The organism is Photobacterium marinum (assembly GCF_000331515.1).
GTDB classification, from domain to species: Bacteria; Pseudomonadota; Gammaproteobacteria; order Enterobacterales; family Vibrionaceae; genus Photobacterium; species Photobacterium marinum.
Map to the genome: position 1 here is coordinate 1 of NZ_AMZO01000023.1, position 22,447 is coordinate 22,447.

25 protein-coding genes are annotated in these 22,447 nt (G+C 46.5%); 12 read left to right on the plus strand and 13 right to left on the minus strand.

The window, feature by feature from the left end:
• Positions 1–82 precede the first annotated feature (82 nt).
• The 4 genes from C942_RS15875 to argR all read right to left on the minus strand — a co-directional run bounded on the left by C942_RS15875 (position 83) and on the right by argR (position 5,014).
• Complete coding sequence (locus C942_RS15875) at positions 83–532, minus strand: universal stress protein (RefSeq protein WP_036800551.1); 450 nt, start codon at positions 530–532, stop codon at positions 83–85.
• 37 nt (positions 533–569) lie between these two features.
• Positions 570–3,152, minus strand: a complete 2,583-nt coding sequence (locus C942_RS15880) for a TRAP transporter permease (RefSeq protein ID WP_007467509.1) — start codon at positions 3,150–3,152, stop codon at positions 570–572.
• A 129-nt stretch (positions 3,153–3,281) separates the two neighbouring features.
• On the minus strand, positions 3,282–4,250 hold the full coding sequence (locus tag C942_RS15885) for a TAXI family TRAP transporter solute-binding subunit (protein WP_007467517.1): 969 nt from the start codon (positions 4,248–4,250) through the stop codon (positions 3,282–3,284).
• Between the two features lie 293 nt (positions 4,251–4,543).
• Positions 4,544–5,014: a transcriptional regulator ArgR gene (gene argR, locus C942_RS15890; protein ID WP_007467518.1), complete on the minus strand. Its 471-nt coding sequence runs from the start codon at positions 5,012–5,014 to the stop codon at positions 4,544–4,546.
• Between the two features lie 378 nt (positions 5,015–5,392).
• On the opposite strand from argR, the gene mdh reads away from it, so the two are divergent.
• Positions 5,393–6,331, plus strand: coding sequence for a malate dehydrogenase (gene mdh, locus C942_RS15895; protein WP_007467519.1), 939 nt, complete (start codon positions 5,393–5,395; stop codon positions 6,329–6,331).
• 120 nt (positions 6,332–6,451) lie between these two features.
• Here mdh and C942_RS15900 read toward each other — a convergent pair whose 3' ends face one another.
• The gene (locus C942_RS15900) at positions 6,452–6,643 is read right to left on the minus strand and encodes a hypothetical protein (RefSeq protein WP_007467520.1); all 192 of its coding nucleotides are present in this window, start codon (positions 6,641–6,643) and stop codon (positions 6,452–6,454) included.
• A 173-nt stretch (positions 6,644–6,816) separates the two neighbouring features.
• Positions 6,817–7,788, minus strand: a complete 972-nt coding sequence (gene ispB / locus C942_RS15905) for an octaprenyl diphosphate synthase (RefSeq protein ID WP_007467521.1) — start codon at positions 7,786–7,788, stop codon at positions 6,817–6,819.
• Positions 7,789–8,238: 450 nt separating this feature from the next.
• Here ispB and rplU point away from each other — a divergent pair, with 450 nt between their 5' ends.
• The 11 genes from rplU (at position 8,239) to C942_RS15960 (ending at position 18,468) form a co-directional block, all read left to right on the plus strand.
• Complete coding sequence (gene rplU, locus C942_RS15910) at positions 8,239–8,550, plus strand: 50S ribosomal protein L21 (protein ID WP_007467524.1); 312 nt, start codon at positions 8,239–8,241, stop codon at positions 8,548–8,550.
• An 18-nt stretch (positions 8,551–8,568) separates the two neighbouring features.
• Positions 8,569–8,826 carry a 50S ribosomal protein L27 gene (gene rpmA / locus C942_RS15915; protein ID WP_007467532.1) on the plus strand — a complete coding sequence of 86 codons (258 nt, stop codon included), beginning with the start codon at positions 8,569–8,571 and terminating at the stop codon, positions 8,824–8,826.
• Positions 8,827–8,891: 65 nt separating this feature from the next.
• Positions 8,892–9,818 carry a DMT family transporter gene (locus C942_RS15920; RefSeq protein WP_007467534.1) on the plus strand — a complete coding sequence of 309 codons (927 nt, stop codon included), beginning with the start codon at positions 8,892–8,894 and terminating at the stop codon, positions 9,816–9,818.
• A gap of 89 nt (positions 9,819–9,907) precedes the next feature.
• A complete protein-coding gene (gene cgtA / locus C942_RS15925) occupies positions 9,908–11,101 on the plus strand; it encodes an Obg family GTPase CgtA (protein ID WP_007467535.1) in 1,194 nt (397 codons plus the stop codon).
• A 329-nt stretch (positions 11,102–11,430) separates the two neighbouring features.
• Positions 11,431–12,945 (plus strand): site-specific integrase, encoded by a 1,515-nt coding sequence (locus C942_RS15930; protein ID WP_036800556.1) that lies wholly within the window; start codon positions 11,431–11,433, stop codon positions 12,943–12,945.
• Entirely contained in the window at positions 12,942–14,807 is a 1,866-nt protein-coding gene (locus C942_RS15935) for a hypothetical protein (protein WP_007467539.1), read from the plus strand. Before C942_RS15930 ends, C942_RS15935 begins: the two co-directional genes overlap by 4 nt.
• On the plus strand, positions 14,804–16,738 hold the full coding sequence (locus C942_RS15940; protein ID WP_007467541.1) for a site-specific integrase: 1,935 nt from the start codon (positions 14,804–14,806) through the stop codon (positions 16,736–16,738). Before C942_RS15935 ends, C942_RS15940 begins: the two co-directional genes overlap by 4 nt.
• Positions 16,738–17,184, plus strand: a complete 447-nt coding sequence (locus C942_RS15945) for a hypothetical protein (RefSeq protein ID WP_007467543.1) — start codon at positions 16,738–16,740, stop codon at positions 17,182–17,184. The genes C942_RS15940 and C942_RS15945 overlap by 1 nt, the downstream gene beginning before the upstream one ends.
• A gap of 11 nt (positions 17,185–17,195) precedes the next feature.
• On the plus strand, positions 17,196–17,504 hold the full coding sequence (locus tag C942_RS15950; RefSeq protein ID WP_007467545.1) for a hypothetical protein: 309 nt from the start codon (positions 17,196–17,198) through the stop codon (positions 17,502–17,504).
• 65 nt (positions 17,505–17,569) lie between these two features.
• Complete coding sequence (locus C942_RS15955; protein WP_036800559.1) at positions 17,570–17,902, plus strand: hypothetical protein; 333 nt, start codon at positions 17,570–17,572, stop codon at positions 17,900–17,902.
• A gap of 50 nt (positions 17,903–17,952) precedes the next feature.
• Positions 17,953–18,468 carry a hypothetical protein gene (locus tag C942_RS15960; RefSeq protein WP_036800562.1) on the plus strand — a complete coding sequence of 172 codons (516 nt, stop codon included), beginning with the start codon at positions 17,953–17,955 and terminating at the stop codon, positions 18,466–18,468.
• A 489-nt stretch (positions 18,469–18,957) separates the two neighbouring features.
• Here C942_RS15960 and C942_RS15965 read toward each other — a convergent pair whose 3' ends face one another.
• The 7 genes from C942_RS15965 to C942_RS15990 all read right to left on the minus strand — a co-directional run bounded on the left by C942_RS15965 (position 18,958) and on the right by C942_RS15990 (position 22,123).
• Positions 18,958–19,140 carry a hypothetical protein gene (locus tag C942_RS15965; protein WP_007467550.1) on the minus strand — a complete coding sequence of 61 codons (183 nt, stop codon included), beginning with the start codon at positions 19,138–19,140 and terminating at the stop codon, positions 18,958–18,960.
• A 245-nt stretch (positions 19,141–19,385) separates the two neighbouring features.
• A complete protein-coding gene (locus tag C942_RS25125) occupies positions 19,386–19,556 on the minus strand; it encodes a hypothetical protein (protein WP_007467552.1) in 171 nt (56 codons plus the stop codon).
• A 114-nt stretch (positions 19,557–19,670) separates the two neighbouring features.
• Entirely contained in the window at positions 19,671–20,105 is a 435-nt protein-coding gene (locus C942_RS15970) for an NIF family HAD-type phosphatase (RefSeq protein WP_007467554.1), read from the minus strand.
• A gap of 13 nt (positions 20,106–20,118) precedes the next feature.
• Positions 20,119–20,325 carry a hypothetical protein gene (locus C942_RS15975; protein ID WP_007467556.1) on the minus strand — a complete coding sequence of 69 codons (207 nt, stop codon included), beginning with the start codon at positions 20,323–20,325 and terminating at the stop codon, positions 20,119–20,121.
• 9 nt (positions 20,326–20,334) lie between these two features.
• Positions 20,335–20,880, minus strand: a complete 546-nt coding sequence (locus tag C942_RS15980) for a hypothetical protein (protein WP_036800566.1) — start codon at positions 20,878–20,880, stop codon at positions 20,335–20,337.
• Between the two features lie 522 nt (positions 20,881–21,402).
• Complete coding sequence (locus tag C942_RS25130) at positions 21,403–21,570, minus strand: hypothetical protein (protein ID WP_007467558.1); 168 nt, start codon at positions 21,568–21,570, stop codon at positions 21,403–21,405.
• A gap of 262 nt (positions 21,571–21,832) precedes the next feature.
• Positions 21,833–22,123 carry a hypothetical protein gene (locus C942_RS15990; RefSeq protein ID WP_157372637.1) on the minus strand — a complete coding sequence of 97 codons (291 nt, stop codon included), beginning with the start codon at positions 22,121–22,123 and terminating at the stop codon, positions 21,833–21,835.
• Positions 22,124–22,447 lie beyond the last annotated feature (324 nt).

Below are 22,447 nucleotides of genomic sequence, written 5' to 3' on the forward strand. Positions count from 1 at the left end.
AACTTATCTCAGGACGGGACATGGTAAGAAAATAAAAAGCCCGCGTTTTTCGCGGGCTTTTCTGTTTCATGTTTCTGGTCAATTATTCGCTCAGGTGGCCCTGAGGTTTGATTACAAGAACATTAATCGGCGAGTTTTCTACCACTTTGGAAGCCACTGAGCCCAGCATGGCTTTATCTAGGCGGGAGCGCTTGTGGCTTGGCAAAATGATCAGGTCTGCTCCGCTTCGTGTGGCATGATCCAGGATCGTTGCCCAGGGTTTCCCTTCGGATATGTGTTGGTGGTGCACGATTTCGTCCGGAATGTGCTCTGCCGCAAACGCCTTCAGTTGGTGCTGGGCCTCCTGCATCATTTTCCGGGCTGCATCCTTGGGGAAATAGCTCGATACCATGGACATGTGAATGCCGGGCAAGACATACAGAAGGTGGATGGTGGCGTTGGAGTGTTTGGCGTGCCAAACGGCTTGCTCGACGGCTTTGTCTGCGAAACCCTCTTCATTCAAATCAACGGGCACTAATATCTGTTTATACATATTATTCTCTTAATTTTGTTAGGGAGAGAGGCTCTCCCTATAGTTTAGCCTGTGATTTTTTTTCAGCCCGGCGGCGTTGGTTCCACCCTAACAGGCCGAGCAACATGAGGGTCGGGATAAAGACCCACTCTTTCATCGGCCTGACTGCTGGCAGGCTGACTTGAGTGATCTCCCAGTCAAAGTCGATACCGGCAGCTTCTGCCGGACTGCCGAATTCAACCAAATCGACTAGCATCTTGTTTTCTTCCTGACGCAGCATCAGCCCGGTTGAAGCGATTCGCTCTTCCGGAGTAATGGCGTGTTCGTCAAACGGTAACAGTACATGTTTGCTGACAAGTTTGCCTTCGAGGTTCTCGCCTGTGACCTGGATTTCCAGTGGCTCGCCAACGGCCAGTTTGTCGGCGGCATCAGCAATTAGTACGCCCGGCATTTCATGTTTCGGTGGATAGACCATGTCCCACCAGAATCCAGGACGGAACAGTGAGAAAGTAATGAGTAGCAGCGCGACAACTTCCCACCATTTAGTTTTGGTGAACCACCACCCCTGAGTGGCGGCAGAGAATGTCAGCATGGCGATCACCGCAGAGGTGACTGTTAGCAGCAGGTGCCACCAGGAGTCGATATCAATCATCAACAACTGGGTATTGAAGATGAACATGAACGGCAGGATGGCGGTTCGGATATCATAGGTAAAGCCCTGGATACCGGTCCGGATCGGATCGCTCTTGGCTATTGCGGCAGCGGCAAAAGCCGCTAAGCCGACCGGAGGAGTGTCGTCGGCCAGAATTCCGAAGTAGAACACGAACAGGTGAACGGCGATCAGCGGAATGATCAGGCCGTTTTGCGCACCAAGGGTGACAATAACCGGGGCCATCAAAGTGGAGACCACAATATAGTTAGCCGTGGTTGGTAGCCCCATCCCCAGGATCAGGCTGATCACCGCGGTAAATAGCAGCATCAGTATGATGTTACCGCCGGAGATAAACTCGACGAACTCGGTCATCACCAATCCGATACCAGTCAGGGTCACCACCCCGACCACGATACCAGCCGCAGCCGTTGCTACACCGATCCCGATCATGTTGCGGGCACCGGAGACCAGACTTTCCAGCAGATCGACGCCACCTTCCACCATGGCTTCAGGGATGGTCTTTTCTTTATTGAACATTGCCAACAACGGGCGCTGGGTCAGAAGAATAAAGATCATAAACACGGTCGCCCAGAAAGCGGACAACCCAGGAGAAAAGCGTTCAACTGTCAGACACCAGACTAGAACGACAATCGGCAACAGGAAGTAGAGGCCAGATTTGATTGTCGGGCCCGGATTCGGTACTTCGGTAATATCATCCTCAGGGTTTTCCATCAGGTGATCCTGGTAGCGGGCAGATATCCGCACCAACGCCACATAGGCAATAAGGATCACGACAGCGATGAGCGGTGTGGCTGCGGCGCCGAAGATATCTTTGGTCCAGCCGATCCCGTAATAGACAACGGCACTGAGTACCACCAGGCCGAGAATAGTGCCGGTAAATGATAACAGGCTCTGTGCCAGGGTTGGTTTGTAATGGCGCTTCAGCCCGGTCATGCCAGCCTTGCAGGCTTCCAGGTGAACGATGTAGAGCAGGGCGATGTAGGAGATCAGGGCTGGCAGCAGGGCGGCTTTGATCACTTCTACATAAGAAATCCCGACATATTCCACCATCAGGAAGGCAGCGGCCCCCATGATTGGAGGTGTCAGCTGACCATTGGTTGATGCGGCCACTTCTACCGCCCCGGCTTTAGTGCCTGGGAAGCCGACTTTCTTCATCAGTGGAATGGTGAAAGTGCCGGTTGTGACTACGTTGGCAATGGATGAGCCTGAGACCAGGCCGGACAGGCCTGAAGCAACAACCGCTGCCTTAGCCGGGCCGCCACGCATATGGCCAAGCAGAGAAAATGCGACTTTTATGAAGTAGGCACCGGCCCCTGCGCGTTCAAGCATGGCACCGAACAGCACGAACAGAAATACAAATGATGTAGATACCCCGAGGGCAATACCAAAGACACCTTCGGTTGTCAGCCACAGGTGTGACATTGCTTTGTTAAGGCTGGCTCCTTTGTGGGCGATAACATCCGGCATGTGGGGACCGCCGAAGGTATAAAGTAAAAATACTGCAGCGACGACCATCAGTGGTGGTCCCAGCGCACGGCGGGTTGCTTCCAGTAGTAGCACCATGCCGATGACGGCAACGACAATGTCGAATTGGGTCGGCGCACCGGAGCGGCCTGCCAGCTCAGTGTAAAACAGGTAGATATACCCGGCGGCAAAGCTGCCTGCCAGTGCCATCACCCAGTCGAGAAGCGGGATCCGGTCGCGCGGGGAATGCTTCAGGGCCGGATAGGCGGTGAAAGCAAGAAAAATGGCAAATGCTAAATGGATAGAGCGGGCTTCGGTATCGTTCAGGACACCAAAATCAAAAATAAATGGCAGCGGTGAGGCGTACCAAAGTTGGAACAGAGACCAACAGAGCGGAATGAGCCACAGGAGGCGTCCAGCCATTCCTGCAGGATTCCTTGCACCAGTGTCGGCCTGAGCCACCATATCCTGCACATCTGTTGACGTATCAGTTGTCTTCGTCATGCATAATCCTTCTTAGATGGGCTAGGTAGTAATGAGTTGTTTGTAGTTTTTTGCGGGTAAGCGAAATGCCATGCGCCGCTTATGCGGCGCATGGTTGGCAATATGTCTGTATTGCGCTGTTTCGTGCGGTTACTTCAGGTAACCGGCTTCCTTGTAATAACGCACCGCGCCCGGGTGGAGCGGGATCGACAAGCCGTCTTTCACCATGTCCTCTGGTTTAAGGTTAGCGAAAGCAGGGTGCAAGCGCTTGAAGGTATCGAAGTTTTCGAAAACAGATTTCACCACCGCATAAACGACGTCATCAGAAACATCTGTGGTGGAAACCAGGGTCGCAGCGACACCAAAGCTGTTTACGTTGCTGTCCGTGCCTTTGTACATACCGCCTGGTACGGTGCTTTTGGCGTAGTACGGGTTGTCGGAGACAACTTTGTCGATTGCTGGACCTGTGGCTGAAACCAGTTTAGCGGCACAGGATGTGGTGGCTTCTTTGATGGAGCCGTTCGGGTGACCGACAACATAAACGAAGGCGTCGATTTTGTTATCGCACAATGCCTGGGATCGCTCAGAGCCCTTCAACTCAGAAGCGAGTTTGAAGTCTTTCATGGTCCAGCCCATGGCATCCATTACCACGCCCATGGTGGCGCGGTCACCGGAACCTGGGTTACCGATATTGACGCGTTTGCCTTTTAGGTCGGCAACGTCGTTAATGCCGGAATCGGCACGGGCAATAATGTTGAACGGTTCGGTGTGAAGCGAGAATACAGCACGCAGTTTTTTATATGGGCCTTGCTCTTTAAATTTGCTGGTGCCGTTGTAACCGTGGTACTGCCAGTCGGACTGGACGATCCCAAAGTCCAGCTCACCGGCGCGCATGGTGTTAACGTTGTAGATTGAGCCGCCTGTCGATTCAACAGAGCAACGGATGTTGTGTTGTTTGCGATCCTTATTAACCAGCTTACAGATCGCACCGCCTGTCGGATAGTAAACCCCAGTGACCGAACCGGTACCAATTGTGATGAAATCTTGGGCATTGGCCATACCGCTGGTCATTACTGCAGCGGCAAGTGCACTGATTTTTACAAGTTGTTTAAATGCCATGTTTGTCCCTTCCTAATTGTTGTTATCTCCAGTTATGGAAACATTTTCCATCGGTGGAAAAGGCATATTTGACTAAGCAAATCAAAACGATGATAGCAAAAGAAAACATAAAAATTAAAATTATGTTAAAGGTTGATTGCAAGAAAATGCAGAGAAAAATGCAAGAGGTTGGCGGGAAGGGAGAATAATTATTTTGAACAATCAAACACTTGTAATTTTTTTGTGATGATCGTAAAAGTTTGTTTTATTGTGAGCTCTCTCTCATTTAAGAGAGAGAGTATCAGGGATTTAGCTTAGTTGCTGTAGTCAAACAGCTCACAAACAGAGTCGAATAGCTCTTCTGTTGAGATGGAATTGGTCGGGGTAATAAAGATGGTGTCGTCGCCTGCGACTACGCCCAGAATACCCTCTGCTTTGCCCAGGGAATCTAACAGGCGAGCGATAACCTGTGCTGCGCCTGGGCCGGTGTGAATAACAACCAGTGCACTGTTGAAATCAATTTCCATTACCAGTTCTTTAAGCGGGCTGCTGGTAGTAGGTACACCAAGCTCAACAGGCAGGCAGTAAACCATCTCCATCTTCGCATTGCGGGTGCGAACAGCACCGAATTTAGTCAGCATGCGAGAGACTTTTGACTGGTTGATGTTATCGAACCCCTGAGCTTTCAAGGCATCAACAATCTCACCTTGGGAGCTGAACTTTTCTTCTTTAAGAATGGCTTTGAATGCTTTGATTAAGCGTTCTTGTTTATCTGAATTACGCATAAGTAAATTTCATGTACAGGGACGAGGTGCTGTATTCTGGCACAACTTTTTGGCTCGTAGCAAACAGTGTGCATCTAAACTGGCGAGCGCATCACTTTAATTGTGGTTTGCTTTGAATAGTTATAACAGGAAAGGCTTGTTTATTTTCATGGCGGCTGAGGCAACAAAAAATAAAATGTTATATAGATGTAGCATTTTTTGTTGTTGTGCCATGCTTAACTTCTCAAAGCTGGCTGGGATTCATTGTATTTAACCGGTGCTTGCTATAACGTCATCCCTACCATTCACATAAAATCATAGTCTTAGCTTTACTTTGATTTCATGTGAATTGGTATTAGGTCTGAAAAATTATAACTTCTATCGTAAAGGAGAACGAACATGAAAGTTGCTGTAATTGGCGCTGCTGGTGGTATCGGCCAGGCTCTTGCCCTGCTATTGAAAAACCGTCTGCCAGCAGGTTCTGATCTCGCATTGTATGATATTGCTCCGGTAACTCCTGGGGTTGCTGTTGATCTTAGCCATATTCCAACACCTGTTTCGATTAAGGGTTATGCCGGGGAAGATCCAACCCTAGCTCTGGAAGGCGCTGATGTTGTTCTGATTTCTGCCGGTGTTGCACGTAAGCCTGGTATGGATCGTGCGGATCTGTTTAATGTAAATGCAGGTATTATTAAATCCCTGGCAGAAAGAATTGCTGTGGTTTGTCCGAAAGCATGCGTCGGTATTATTACCAACCCGGTAAATACCACTGTGGCGATTGCGGCGGATGTGCTTAAAAAAGCCGGTGTGTATGACAAGCGTAAACTGTTTGGTGTAACCACACTGGATGTTATCCGTTCAGAAACGTTTGTTGCTGAGCTTAAGGGTATCGATCCGGGTCAAGTGCGTGTACCTGTGATTGGCGGTCACTCCGGTGTGACAATTCTTCCTCTGCTTTCTCAGGTAGAAGGTGTTGAGTTCACTGAAGAAGAAATTAAAGCACTGACTCCTCGCATTCAAAATGCAGGTACGGAAGTGGTTGAAGCCAAAGCGGGTGGCGGTTCAGCAACACTTTCTATGGGCCAAGCTGCATGTCGTTTCGGCCTTGCGCTGGTTCGAGCTCTTCAGGGTGAAGAAGGTGTGGTTGAGTGTGCGTATGTTGAAGGCGATGGCAAACATACCCGATTCTTTGCTCAGCCAATCAAGCTTGGTAAAGAAGGTGTTGAAGAAGTTATGGATTACGGCAAGCTGAGCGATTTCGAACAGGAATCGCTGGAAGGCATGCTGGATACTCTGAAAGGGGATATTGCCAAGGGCGAAGAATTCGCTGCGAAGTAATCCCTTGATAGATAAGCTCTAACTTAAAAGCGGCCAATATGGCCGCTTTTTTGTCTTCGCTATAGTTTGTTAAGCGGAAGTTCCTGCCTATTTATATAGAAGAAGTTATGTAGGAAGAAGCTAATAATAGAGGTCACAGCCGGTATGAAGCTGTGGTTGATCTTCTAAATCGTTGCAATTGATATTGATCCGTTTGTGATCACTCATGTTTTCGATAATAGCTGTATTGTGTGCTTTATCTACCTCAATGACTTCTGCAACTCCCTGTTGGCATTCGACTCTCATGCCCGGTTTCAGATCTTTCGCTTGCATAACTGACCTCCCATAAGGATCACTAAGATCATTGTTAAACTATAGAACATCGGTTTGATCTTATGGGGGCTTCTTAGATCTGAAGTGGATACGCAGGGTAATCAGGAGCGGAAATGAACCGGATCAAAAAAGCCTGCGCGATGGCAGGCTTTGAAATGAGCAATTTTTCTTGATTACTTGTTGCGTTTAACGGCTAGGTGAGCCAGTGCAATCAGTGCTTCTTTGTGCTCAGAATCCGGAATAACAGACAGGCTGGCGATTGCTTTATCTGCTTCTTCTTCGGCACGTAACTGGGTGTATTCCAGTGAGCCGACTTCACGCATGCAAGCAAGGATTGGTTCCAGTTTGTCGAGACCGTTACCTTTCTCGATAGCTTCACGGATCATTGCCGATTGCTCTTCGTTACCGTGATGCATGGCATGCAGCAGTGGTAGGGTAGGTTTACCTTCAGCCAGGTCATCACCTACATTCTTGCCCATTTCTTTGCCGTCAGCAGTGTAATCAAGAATGTCGTCAACCAGCTGAAAAGCAGTACCAAGATAGCGACCGTAATCCTGCATTGCAGCTTCGATTTCTGTTGGCGTTTCAGCAAGAATGGCAGCAACTTGGGTTGCGGCTTCAAACAGGCGGGCAGTCTTGGAGTATATAACCTGCATGTAGCTTTCTTCTGTGGTATCCGGATCGTTGCAGTTCATCAACTGCTGAACCTCACCTTCTGCGATCACGTTAACCGCTTCACTCATAATGTCGAGGATCTTCAGGGATCGAAGGCTGGTCATCATCTGGAAAGAGCGGGTGTAGATGTAGTCACCGACAAGGACACTGGCAGCATTGCCGAACATGGCATTGGCGGTCGCTTTGCCACGACGCATATCAGACTCGTCGACAACGTCATCGTGAAGCAGGGTAGCGGTGTGGGTAAATTCGATAAAGGCTGCGGCGGTGGTGTGTTTGTCACCCTCATAGCCAAGAGCACGGGCAGCCAAAACCGCCAGCATAGGACGCAGGCGTTTTCCGCCGCCACTGACAATGTAGAAACCAAGTTGATTGATCAGGGCCACATCTGAATTCAGTTGTGCCAGTATCTTCGCGTCAACTGCTGCCATGTCGTCAGCAGTGAGTGCTTGGATAGCTTTAAAATCCATTGTACATCCAGCAAAATTGTTTGCCGCACCAGGCGGAAATGTTAAACGAACCCATTCGCAGAAATTACGGACAATCGGCACTGGCTGCAGGGCACAGGCAAGATGTCACTGCCATATTGTACGGGATGCTTATAGAATAACTGCTACGATGAGTTGGTCCCGTCATCCTATCCCGTCAGGCATTGAATTTTTGGGTTGCAATTGCGAATAGGTATCAAAATATTCATCGAATCTTACACTAAAACTTCGCTATCTTCATAACCTCGTTTACGTTTAAATCAGGGAGTTTCATTACTGGCCAGCTTTTCACCAATTTTCTTTTCTTAATGGGTTGCCAGAAGCCCTATTTTCGCGTAACATTCGCGCCCTATTGATGACAAGATTAAGCGCATACCCATAGCCCAAAATTTATACGTGGCATATGGCCTATGCGGACAAGCGGAGTAAGACATGTACGCTGTTTTCCAAAGTGGTGGTAAACAACACCGTGTAAGCGAAGGCCAGACCATTCGCTTAGAAAAACTAGACGCTGAAACTGGCGCTAGCGTTGAATTTGACTCAGTACTTCTAGTAGCTAACGGCGAAGAAGTAACTGTAGGCGCACCTTTCGTATCTGGCGGTAAAGTAACTGCAGAAGTAGTTGCTCACGGTCGTGGCGATAAAGTAAAAATCGTTAAGTTCCGTCGTCGTAAGCACTCTCGTAAGCAACAGGGCCACCGTCAGTGGTTCACTGAAGTCAAGATTACTGGCATCAGCGCTTAATAACAGGAGAATTTAAAGATGGCACACAAAAAAGCTGGCGGTTCTACTCGTAACGGCCGTGATTCAGAAAGTAAACGTCTTGGTGTTAAGCGTTTCGGTGGCGAATCTGTACTAGCAGGTAACATCATCGTACGTCAGCGCGGTACTAAGTTCCACGCTGGTAACAACGTAGGCCTAGGTAAAGACCACACTCTATTCGCTCTATCTGACGGTAAAGTGAAGTTCGAAGTTAAAGGTCCTAAGAACCGTAAATTCGTATCTATCGAAGCTGAATAATTCAGTCTCGTAACGAATTCCAAAGCCCTGCCTACTGGCGGGGCTTTTTGTTATGGGGAAAGGTTATGCCGAATCAGAACCCGACAACGGGTATGCTGCTGGCATTGGTTACGGCATTGTTCTGGGGCGCACTACCAATCGCGATGAAACAAGCGGTTGAAGTAATGGCACCGTTTACGATTGTCTGGTATCGCTTTGTCACAGCCTCTCTGGGGCTTGGACTATGGCTGTACTGGCGCAAGCAGCTACCAGTACCTAAAGCCCTTGGTGTCGCAGGAGGCATCAGCCTGATACTGGCAAGTATCGGTCTGGCGGGTAACTTTGTACTGTTCAACAGTGCGCTTGAATACCTGAATCCGCCAGTGGTCCAGGTGATTATCCAACTGGCTCCGGTTATTTTGCTGTTGTCCAGTGTCTGGGTATTCAAAGAGAAACTGGGGCGACATCAGATCATAGGTGTAACCTGTCTGTTGCTTGGCTTGTTGCTGTTTTTCAATGAGCGGCTGGTTGAGTTGTTTACCAGTTTTACCGGGTATACCCGTGGCGTAATGCTGGCGGTGCTGGCAGCGCTTGTATGGGTAATCTATGGTCTGGCACAAAAGCTGATGCTGAAGTATTTCAGCTCGCCCCAGATCCTGCTGATGATCTATGTGATCTGTGCGCTGATGTTGACGCCAGTAGCATCACCTGAACAGATCCTGCTGATGGATCAGAGACAATTGGGTATGCTGGCATTTTGCTGTATTAATACCCTGGTCGGCTACGGCGCTTTTGCAGAAGCGATGGCACGTTGGCAGGCCTCACAAGTGAGTGCAGTGATTACCCTGGCTCCCTTGTTCACTATTTTATTTGTCGACCTTGCCAGTCTGATCTGGCCTGAGTTTTTTGCTGCCGCCGCCCTGAATGTTCTGGGCTATGTCGGCGCTGTTGTTGTGGTGAGTGGTGCCATGTTCTGCGCTATTGGCCATAAGCTTATAGGGCAGCATAAATAGTCAAGGTCCATTACAATAGGTTAATAACTTCCGGGAGTTGGTTATAGCCCCCGGTTGAGAGATTTTAACGCCACAGTGCGGAGAAAGAGATGAAGTTTGTAGATGAAGCGGTAATTCGAGCTGATGCTGGTGACGGTGGCAACGGTACAGTGAGCTTCCGCCGTGAAAAATATGTCCCGAAAGGTGGTCCTGACGGTGGCGACGGCGGTGACGGTGGTGACGTTTACCTGCTGGCAGATGAAAACCTTAACACACTGATTGATTACCGTTTTGAACGATTCCATGCTGCGCAGCGTGGCGAAAATGGTCGTGGTGGTAACTGTACGGGTAAACGTGGTGAAGACTGCGTATTGCCAGTGCCGGTAGGTACACGAGCTATTGACGAAGAAACCGGTGAGGTGATTGCGGATCTGACTCAACACGGTATGAAGCTGATGGTGGCGAAAGGCGGTTTCCACGGCCTTGGCAATACCCGCTTCAAGTCATCGGTTAACCGTGCGCCACGCCAGAAGACCATGGGTACTAAAGGTGAGGTTCGTCATTTGCGCCTTGAGCTGCTGCTACTGGCTGATGTTGGTATGCTGGGTCTGCCAAATGCCGGTAAATCGACCTTTATTCGTTCGGTATCAGCGGCGAAGCCGAAAGTTGCTGACTATCCGTTCACAACGCTGGTACCAAGCCTTGGTGTGGTTCGTGTTGATAATGAACGCAGCTTTGTGGTTGCCGACATTCCGGGACTAATCGAAGGTGCAGCGGACGGTGCTGGCCTGGGTATCCGCTTCCTGAAACACCTTGAGCGTTGTCGTGTGTTACTGCACATGATTGATCTGCTGCCGGCTGATGGTTCTGATCCGATTGAAAACGCCTTTACAATCCTGAACGAGCTGGAGCAATACAGCGAGAAGCTGACAAGCAAGCCGCGTTGGATCGTATTCAATAAGGTAGATCTGCTGCCGGAAGAAGAAGCACAAGAGAAGATCGATGAGATCCTTGATGCGCTTGCCTGGGAAGGTGACTACTACTGCATTTCAGCCCTGAACCGTATGGGTACGAAAGAGCTGACTTACGATCTGATGAGCCAGATTGAAAAAATGCCGGCTGAAACCTTTGAAGAAGACGAAGAAGACGAAGAGCAGAAAGTCGAGTTCAAGTGGGATGATTATCATGAGCAGCAGGTTAAGAAAGCTCAGGATGATGTTGACGACGATGATGATGACTGGGACGATTGGAATGAACACCCCGCCACTTATTATGTGAGAGACCAAGACATCCCTAAAAAGTAGCAAAAGGTGTGAGAGATTTGAGAGAGCCTGTACTGAATAGTGCAGGCTCTTTTTTTATATAAAACAAAAAAAATCTTATTGATCGCGGAGCGAAAACTAGAAGCAAGCTCGGTGGTTGAAGGGCGATTGTGGGTAAGCTTGGGGCAAGCTCGACTTGTCCTAGCTTATCCCCATGAGACCTTAAGTAATTGGTAAATAAACCATGTCGTGCTTTGTATGTGGAACCGTGAGCTAAATCTCATTAAATATACTGTCAATTGGTAAAACACGATTCACCTAGATATATATACAGTGTGAAACGTGTGATAAATGGGGTATGGGAGGATTTGGTGACAACGGAGATTTGCTCTTACATCAAGCTGCGCAAGGTTAAAGATGTCTACTATAGAAGACCTATCTGCATCGATGAAGATACAGGTGAGTTGATAAATGAGTTAGATATGGATTCAGCTCCAATTTACCTAGGCAATATTTCTTTTCTATTTAGCTTCTCCGTTGAAGAGAAGTACGACAAATCTGGTAAGCACATAGATAGCAAGTTTATCGGCGTTGAGCCTGTTGATGTCGCCAATGCATTTCTTATTGAAACAGCTTTGAATGGTGAAGCTCAAGACCCAGATACCACCAAACAAATGTCTGATGCTCTTCGCCATTACTTCCAGTTCCTTGCCGACAAGGGGCTGGAGTGGGACAAGATGCCTGAGATACGCCGTGAGCGTCCTACCTTTCGCTTCAAGCGGTTTATGGAGCAGTCCGCGAACATTAATGTGCGTAATGAGGCCGATAGAACTGATGACCCTCTAGCAATTTCTACCGTTAAAGCGTACATGCGGCATGTCACAAACTTTTACAAGCAGATGATCAAGTGGCGTATCCCGTTTGAAAATGAACCATTCAACTACGAAGAAGTGAATGTGTCGATAGAAGCATCTGCCTCTGACATGTCAGCCAATCAGAACATGAAAATTACTACTACTGATTTACGGATCAAGGCTAAGACACAGAAAGAAGAAGTAGCTAATCACCTTCGCTCTATGAGTGAAGGTGAGTGGGCAGCGTTTGATGAAGTATTGCGAGTTGATGGTTTTTCATTGCGCAAAGACAAGCACAAGAATCAGTTAGTGCCAATGAAGCTATCAATAGAAGTCCAATACCAGATGATGTTAATGCGTTATTCCGGCCTTCGTATAGAAGAGGCAGCTAGTGTGCGAAAGCCTCAGATTTTCAAGCCGACTGAAGAACAACTGCGCAAAGGCTACGTTGAGGTCAGATTGTCTCCATCCAATTTCAACAAAACCAAAGGCGATAAGTCCCGCACCATTGAAGTTCCATCACGTTTGATGCTGAACCTTTATCACTACATTAAATCGAAGCGTTACCGTACCCGTGAGAGCAAATATTTGGAAAAGCACCCAGCTCATGTATTGGCTCAGGTTCCGCTTTTTATCAATAAGTCTGGGTGTAAAGTTTCTGCTTCTTCATTGACCACTCGCTTTAACGAGATTTGCCTCGCTATTGAGCAAAAATTGGAGCAGCCATTTTCTCATAAGACACACAATATGCGTGCGACTTATGCTGTGTTTCGTCTTCGTGAACGGGCTGAGTCCCTAATGGAAGCTGGTTTACCTCCGGCTGAGGCATGGTCAAGATCACTGGATCATGTCCGATGCTGCTTAGGACATGAAAGCCATGAAACAACCAATACCTACCTAAAACAGGCTCAGGAGGATTTGGTTCCGGCTCATGAGGAAATGGAGGACATCCTAGAGTATGCGGATAGTTTGGCTGGTTCAAAATTTAATCTTGGCGAGGAGTTTGAGCCTAGTGAGGAGCTTGCCGAATGAATTTTAATGTAAGACGACCAAAAACAAGAACACTTAAGGGTCGGCAACCTCGACAGGAAGAGCCACCTAAGGCCGATATCACCCCTATTTCCATCGATGCAATGGAGCTGGCTACCAAAAAAGGAAAATGCTACTTCAAGCGTTTGAAGTATAAGGGGTGTCCACAAACGGCTTCCGCTGGAAACCATAAAGGTAATTTTTCACCTAACACAGTGCTTATCGATATGCATCGGGATGATTTTATCCATCAGGTGTATGGCATATGGATGAAGGCGAAAGAAGATGACAGCCACAGCTTAGCTACACTCCAAAACGTTTTTGACTCTTTAACTAAATATGTTAGTGATTTGGATGAGGCTGGGCGTCCTGCGGATTTCAGCGCGGGCAATATCAAATGGTATATGGATTTACTGTTTGCCAAAAAGAATAAGGGTGAACTCAAAAAATCTATTATAGCCAACCATAAACACTTTCTGTCGTTCGTGCTTAAAGCGTTAGGGCGTAGTAAAGAGGCACAGGATTTACCTCCAATCAAAGGTGTTAAGAAAGCTGCTCAAAACACCAAACCAATGGGTGACAATGACCACACTGACTCCTACCTCATCCTTAATGATGCCTACAAGGTGTATGCTCGTCATCTGGTAGAAGGCACCACCCCTGAGTGTTGCCCACTGTTCGACGAAAGACGCGTGCGCTCAATGAAGAAGGCAGATGGTTCCCCTCGATATTTAGATAAAGAGATTAATCAGTTTCGAGGCACTGCCAAAAAGCGCATTAATGGCTATGGTGACTGGCGCAACCTGATGGTTAAAGTTGCCTTTTTGCTTGTTGCTAGACATTCAGGCGGCAACCTGACCCCCCTGTCAAACCTAAAACGTAAGCATGTTCGGTTGAAAAAGCTTGAAGGTGATAAGTATGTGTTTGACCTCGCAACCATCAAGGGGCGAGCACAATATGAAGAGCAGCTAATTCCTATGGGATTTAGTAAAAGTCAGAAAGAATTTTTGGAAAGTTGGTTAAATGTGTCTGCGCGGTTTGCGTCTAGCGAGGATGATTACGTATTCCCTTCGTTTTCACGAGAAGGAAAGCTGAAACATATTGGCAACAAACCGCAATATGAAGTGAATAAGGCACTAAGTCCCTATGAGCTTCCCGCCATCCACTGTAGGGTGCTTCGAAAAACACGCAGTAGCAAATACATTAGAGCGACAGGAAATGTTCACAAAGCGGCTGTAGTTAACCGTAACGCTCTAGGAACAACAATCAGTGAGTATGCTGATGGTAACCAGCAAACCAATGACATTGAGTTGGCTGGAGCTCTGGTGGTACAGGGCAATGTTGTCTCAGGTCAGGATAAGCGTGAAGCGATTAATGAGGCAAAGGCTAAGTTCCGAGACCCTCTTAGCGATTATGACTACCAAAAGCGTAAAGGGAAATCAGCGAATAAAACTACGACAGGTGTCCGTTGTGGTGACCCTCATGGCGATAAAGCTAAAAAATCTATGCGTAAGATGGCTCGAATTAACCGTGAGTTAAAAAACGGTTCAGAGCCTGATACCTGTATTGATTTTCTGGCGTGTTTTGACTGCCCTCATCATGTATTGATTTCTGAAGTAGATGACATATGGCAAATGATGTCATTCCGTGACTCCATTATTAGTGCAATTAGTCGTCCGTCTTTTAACAGTATGCCATCTGAAAAGCTCGAAAAGCTTCTAACTAAAACGGATGCAGCATTGGAGCTACTCAAAGAAAAAGCCTCAGAAAATTATGCACAGGCACGAGAACGTAACGATTACGAGCCGCACCCACTGTACGACGATGAACATGCGTTAGAAGATTTGATAAGGATGTACTCATGACTGAAGTCTTAGCACCTGCTCTTCCGTTATCCCCTGCACCCACAGATGATAACCCTGCGGTGACATTTAATGCTGATGGCTCTCCGCGTTCATATCTTCGTAATATGACATGGGACTTCACCGCCGATAAGCGGGTAAAAATGGGTGGTACAAAAAAGCTGTCTTTTAAAACAAGTCAGTATGACCCCGCCTATACACCAGAAGTGCAGCGTGTGATGCACCGAATTGTTAAACAGAGTGCTGAGCTAGCAATAGATACGCTAGATTACAAACTCAATGGGTTAAAAAAAGTCGTATGTTGCTTGGGGGGCACCGACTGGAGCAGCTTAAATGATGAGCGGGTATGGCACACTTTTAAGAACAACCTTCAATCAAAAAAGCTAGCCTACAGCACTGTCCAAGGCGTTTTATCTATGGCAGCAATGATGTCTGGACGGTATATCGAAGACATGAAGAGGCTAGCAGAAACACTCTGCTGTAAGACCAAAAAAGTTAAAAAACAAAATATTGCACTGCCTGAAAGGATGGGAACCGCTTTATTCAGAGAGGCGGCAGATATTGTCGAGCTATACCATCCACATCGACATGCTATTAGTGAAGCATATCAGGAATACAACAAGCTTTATGATGAGTATTTGGCATCAGGGAAGCATCAATCTAACTTCCCCAGATGGTATCGAACGAACCATGGATACAATGTCCCTGTTGAAGGTTTCAAGCCTTGTGGTGATGCTATGGTAGTGAATGAAATTCAAATAGCCTGTTTGATTACCGTTTTTGGCTTCAGTGGCTCTCGATTAACAGAAGGCATGAGCTTTAATAAGGATAGCTATGATGAGGTGACGTACGCCGACATCACGGTGCCATACCTGAAGGGTGAAACCAGTAAAGGACAGACAGGTGGAACACCGAAAGAAGAAGTATGGGTGACCCATCCGATTGTAAAAATGGCATTGGAACTGGCGTATGACATGAGTGAGTATGCTCGTGATCATTATAGGGAAAAATACGCCTCGCATCCTGACAAAGATACCTACTACCGTGAATTGGACTCGGCCTTTCTTACGTTGGGCATTCGTCACCAAAAGGAAGAGGTTGTTGTGGGTAACCTTGACAGGGCTGTCGCCATGTTTGCGAAAAAGCATGGGATTGTGGCTACCGAACAGGATGTGGAAGAGTTTAATCTGCTCAACCCACATTGGCATGGCTCTTTGAAAGTTGGTGGTTTCCTTCCGAAGCTCTCCCCGCACGATTTCAGACGAACATTTGCCGTTTTCATGATTAGGAATAAGTTGGTTGGCATTTTGGCCTTGAAACAGCAGTACAAGCACGATAACGCGGTAATGACCCAATGGTATACCAACCATAGCGAACTGGCCTCTCTGATGGATTTAGAGGTGGATACAGAGCTTCAGGAACTCATTCAGGAAACCAACGAGGAACTGGCTGCTCTCCAACTGTTCGAAATCTACAACAGCAAAACCTTAGCTGGCATTGAAGGACAGCGAATTGTTGATAAACGCGGTGGTGAGGAGCACGACGACGTTATTTATGGCGGTGAAGTTTATAAGTCATTGGAAGAGTGTCGCAGCATCATTAAGAACAACAACATGAGCATTGTTGAGCATCCAACAGGGTATTGCGTGAATCCCACCTGTTCCCGAATTTGTTCAGACAACAAGTCTGGTCAAATTTGCCAACACGAAATTGTTACCCCGAAGAAAGCTCGGGAGCAACTACCTGCCTACTACCGTATGGTTAAGCGATTTAAGGCGCTGAACAACAGTCAGTATTACATGTATAGCGTGCTGAAAAACATGCAGCTAGAAATCAAGGCTATGGAAATGACATTTAAGGATTTGGGGGTCGAATTTACCCCTGTGGACGACCTGAGCATTCAGTGTAAGACCATTGTTGAAGGAGAAGCATAATGAGTAAGGAAGCAGAAGCGCAGTTCAGAGCGGCCTTTGAGCGGCTGAAAGCAGGTAAACCGGAGCGCACTAAGCCAACAGGTAAAATCACCTTAAACAAAATCAATAAGGAGTCTGGTCTTGCGCATAGCTACATCCATCACAAGACTTTTGAAAAATTAAGGGAAGAGTTTTCCGAAGATATTGAGGGACTTAATAAGGTTAAAGCTAAAGCTGATGGTGAAGATTATGTGGGTGAAGCTGAGAGGACAATAAAGCGGCTAAGAGATGATGTTAAGACAGAGACACGGCGAAAAGAAAGCTATAAAAGTGACCTGAAAGAGCTCCGTGTTGAGGCAGATGCTGCGATTGCGAAAAGTGCAATCATGGCGCACCGCATTTTCGAACTTGAAGCTAGAGAGCGTAGGTGTAACGAAGCTAACGTAATTAAATTCAACAACCGATAAGGGAATATGACATGACTGATACAACTGAAATTATTACGCTGAAATCAGATGATTTTCTTTTAGAAATTGATGAAGAGTGCGTACGTTTGACATCGGATTCAACAACCACAGAATACAAAACCGCTGCATTTAAAGCGTATCGCGTTCAACAATGGGGTGGTGACATATATTACTGCCTACACGACCTTTCTTCAGATGCCATCATGATTGATAAACCTCTATATGATGAAATCGGTAAAATCGGTCGCATTCATGATTGTGACCCTGATGTTCATGAGTGCGTGGAAGGCTATAAGGTCAACATCAATAGTCTTTTTTAATAATCATTCGTGCAATGACATAGGGGTGGTAAGCCCCTTTTAATAGGATTTCTAGGGGAAGAACGATGGCTAATGACAAGCATAACCAAAGGCTAAATGTGTCACCAGAGGAGGCTGCGGCCTTATGCGAAAAGCTTGCAGAGTTGCCTGAAGAGAATAGGCAATACGTAATTACGCAGCTTCAAGAAAAATCAGAAATGGTACAGCTTGAAGCGACTGTAATGACGCAACTCATGGTAAGCCAAGTATCTATGGAGCTTCCTGAGCTGCAAGGTTTAAAACAGTCCGAATTGCTGGAATTGGTGGTTATGCGCGGGGTAACAGCACTGCGTGAAGAAGTTCAGGATGCAGCCAAAAGCCAATCAAGTGAACGTGAGTACATGCTTAAAGAAGCTTAATAAATGAAGCCGTTATCTGGTAACGCTTAACAAGAACACAGAGTAAAAAAATGATTAATGATGCTAACCAGCTAGACTTTGTACGGTATTTTCAGAAGCGGCTTTTAGACCTTGATTCTAGGGACGGGGCTAAGTTTAAAGCAGATTACGAGGAATTTACCCAAAGTCGTTTAACACGAGATAAAGCCCACCACTTGTCAGTGTTACTAGATAACGCATTTGGTGATGTTGAAAGCCAAAAGTTGTTGGAAGACTGGGCAGAGGAGCATGTAAGCCCATCGGTAAGAAAGCGTTTTTTAACGGCACAGAGGCAAAAAAAGGCGAAGGCCAAGCGTCACCTAGTAACGCTTGAGGCTACTCCGATGACTCGCTTATCCCTGCAATCCGTTGTAGAAATGACTCCAGAACTCAAGAGCCTGAAGCAGGCCGAACTAGTGGAGCTACTCCTAGAATTAGCCGAATACGCAATTACCTATGCCAATAAAGACAGAGCGATGGCTGGAGAGATTCTACTGGAAATAATCAAAGATAAGCTGCGAAGAGCCACCGAGACTCAAAGCGCCTAACAAATGCGTCACCTAGTAACGCTGATATCGCATGAATTAGCGTCATCAGGTAACGCTCATCAAGGGGGCGCAGCCCCCCCCTAATCCAACCTGCATTTATGCGCGATAGCGCAGACACGTAATTATGGTTGCGCTACAATAACTTTGTCACTGGGGATTGCAGCAACACTTAGGTGAGTGAAATCTGAAATCTCAACGAAACGAACTGGGGAGTTACCAGATCCCCAGTTCAACTAAACTGGGGAGTTGCCGCTCCCCAGTTCAACTGCACAGCTACCCTTCTGAGTTTCTTGACCTACTAGGCATTCCTGATGTTGTACGCAATCGAGCTACATAATCTCATAATACGCTATAGCGTATTGACGGCGCGTAATACGCTATAGCGTATTATGTGCCACCGCAGATAACGCAGTTAAGCTAATAACTGTTAGTCTAACGAACATTAGTTTAATGAGACAAAAATGGCTCATTAACTACATTTATCACGCTCTATGGGTCGTTTTTGTCCCGTTGTGAGATTCGCAGCGCCCAAGAGCCATCGCCGTTGTCGCTCCATTCGATGCTCATTCCTTCATACCAGCCCAGCAGTTCCACAAGCTCTTTCGGGATTTCAAAATATAGCTCACCGTCTTTGTTTTCTTTCACAGTTTGAATTGCCGTTATCGTTGCCATCTGTGTATTCCTCTGACCTTAGTAAGGTCAAAACTTGGGGCTTAAGGTCAATTTCGAGATCGTTAAGGTCAAAATCTTAGCCTTAAGGTCAGTTTCGATGTTATTAAGGTCAAAATCTAAGTCTTAAGGTCACGATAACCAACCATGTTGCATATCTTTGGGGGCGTCTGCTATATTAATTATGTTGGGATTAGAGTCTATACCGTCCGATCCAAAAAAAGGCCACTCCGTCAGGGGTGGCCTTTTTACTGGCTTAAAACTATAGCTAGCACAATAAACAGCACAAGTAACAACGGCCTACGTACCAATAGCGCGAGCAGCATAGCAAGTACCTCACCACAATCAGCTATGCCGTTTGCGGCTTTTTGCCACCACGCAAGTGGCGGGTCACCCCAGTCACGCTTAAATTTTTTCATAGCTACACATTAAAATAATAAAGGTTGCAAATAGAGCCATAATTATCACCTTTGCTCGTTAAAGGTTGTAAATAGAACCGTAACAAGTGCTAGAGGTTTTCTCTTTTTTGCGGCTTAGCTTTTGTTTGCGTGACTTTGCAATCGTTGCAACATATACACTAACTCAACATCATCATTTGAGTACGGACTGGCAAATTGCGGTATTTCAAACCACTGCTCCTCCTGCCCGCATTTCACATAAGCTTTAACATCATCAACCAATACAGCGGATTCAGCTTCGCAATCGGGAATGAAATTTAGATCTTTTGTTTGACCACTCCAGTCCACATACTCCATAGTTTCAAACCAAGCAGGGGCGACACCTTCAGACACTAATAATTGTGCTATTTGCCTGAACTTAGCCTCTTTTACGGTGGTAAACATTACTACGCGTTCAGCGATATCTTTGCATCCAACCAAAAATTCATACAGATGTGGCCTCGGTATTTGGCTAATAGCGTTGGATATCAATGTGCCTTCGAGATCTAATGCAATCACTTCAGTTTTCATCACAACCTTCAAATTATTTATCTGCGTCCGTCATGGCTGCTTGCAACTTTGCAATGGCGTCCATCAGTATGGCGGCCACTTTGGGGCTGTTTGTTGTATCAACCTCGTTCCCGTACAAAATGCCTATTTCGCCATCCTTATTTAGCACAACGCCAGCTACGGCACCCTCTGATAGGTCTTTAAATAGTTCCTCAGCAGTTTTATTGAAATCTTCAAGCATGTGATTCTCCTACAAGTCCGCTAGTTGAAATAACTGTCCATGAGCGTGCCGGATTTTCCCCTCTACAACGGGCTCATCTACCACTCGTTTAACCACCCTTGACCCAACACCAAAATGGGTTCTGATGGCGCACAAAGTCAGCCAGCGCTGCACTATGAACAGATTGAAAATAGCGCTTTTCAATCGCTGATGCTGTAGTTCATTGTATTCCATGGCAGGGACACAGCAACCAACGTTCGAAAGGGTGCTGTGTACGGCACACGCAACGTCACTGCGCGTGCAAATGTGCTCTATGACACAAGCAAGCGGCCTGTCCTTGGTCACTGCCTCCACGCGTCCAACATCAGTAGTTATCAGTGTTTCGGTTAACATGGAAACAAGCATAAAATCCGCACCGTTGGGAATTTTGGGGGCTACTACTCCTAGACGCTCTCCACCGCAGATCGGCAGCTTTGTTAGGGTATTTGCCGAACACAACACTCTTGAATCGCCAACAAATGAACTGATATCTGTGACACGTATGCTGTCACAATCTAACACCAAAACATCGCCCATTGCCTTATTCCTTCCCAAGACCACACACCTTAATTACACTGTATATGCATACAGGAGTATTGTGCAACAAATGTACATTAACTGGTATAAAAAAAAGATGATGGGGGTGATATGGCTGCATTTCCAAGTCCAGCAGCGGGGTACGAGGATAGATGCGTTTGGGAAGAGCTAGGCGATTTTTTGGTGCCTAAGCCTGCTGCCACAATGTTGTGGTTGGTTCGGGAAGACTTTCACAAGGCAAACCTTTCAAGGGGTGACTTACTTGTTGTTGAAATGGACAGAGTTGCGAGCAGTGGATGTTTGGCATTGGTGGACTACCAAGGGGCTCGATTTGTTTGCCAAATGTTTTATAAAAATGGTGCTTGGTATGCCATTACGGATAGCAGAGCAGGTAGGGTCGCGGACGAGGAGTTTACATGTGTTGGGGTGATAACGCGTTTCATTAAGAACCAGTTGAACGATAACACGGAGGTGCTTTAAGAGTGGGCAGTAGAGGAGTCCCTTCCCTCTAACTACTTTTTACTAAGCCATATTCTGTAAAGCTGTTAAAAGCTGTTCAGGTATAGCTATTGGCTCTCCTAACAACTGCACTATGAGATAAATCTCAAATGCTGTGACAGAAAAGTCGAAACCTTTGCTGTCATTGTTAGTGTTGCCATTTTTTTTGATGATTTTATAAGTTAAGCGCATTGGCTCTCCTTATTAAAGAAATGAAAGAAATGTGCTCGCGCACGCCTTGCAGCCTTCCTTCTTCATCATCACTCATCTGTAAACCAAAGGTGTTGCTATGGTATTCCTTTACCTATTTTTTATTAAAACAGGCAGGCAATTAAGTCACTCGATCTTGTAACTCTCACCTACCTATCAGTGCAACATTGTGCATAATTTAGACGGTTAAGTCAAGGATCACTAACAAAACAAGGGTTAAACCTGACGGGTGGGAACTCTGAAATTAGGAGTATTTATCTGGATTATTCATCCCCATCGAATCACCGTGCACTTGGATTTGGTAGTTATCTTCTTCAACAACATTTTCTTGTGTTGATTTCGGCTTAAGTGTTGCCACTTCAATATAATCTAACAGCGCATTTATCTGACCAGTTCGTACGATATGATCTGGCGTCTGATTGTCGAATGCAGGGATTTGTTCATGTGTGAACCAGTGCTCGGCATATGCTCTACTGCACAAGCCTTGGCTGACCATGAACGACACGACTCTTTCTTTGTTTGTTGAGTGGCGCATAGATGTAACCCTTTGATGAGCCATATAAGATAATAATAGGCATTATTGAGTTGTATGATTGCATTTCGCTGAGCAAATAGTTTTGAGAAAACGAATTTCTAAAGCACAAAAACTCACACCTCTTTTTGTCACAGGTAGTGAAAAGTGAGAGCTCGTGATAACTTATTGTTATGTTTGGTGTTTTTGTCTTTGGTTAGAGCTTTTCTGTGGGGGCTCCTAGAAATAGTTAAAGACAGGTTGAGTAAATTCGCTGAATCCCAAAGCGCATGATTAATAGCGTCACCTAGTAACGCATAGCATCTTGGGTATTAACGAAGAGGTGAA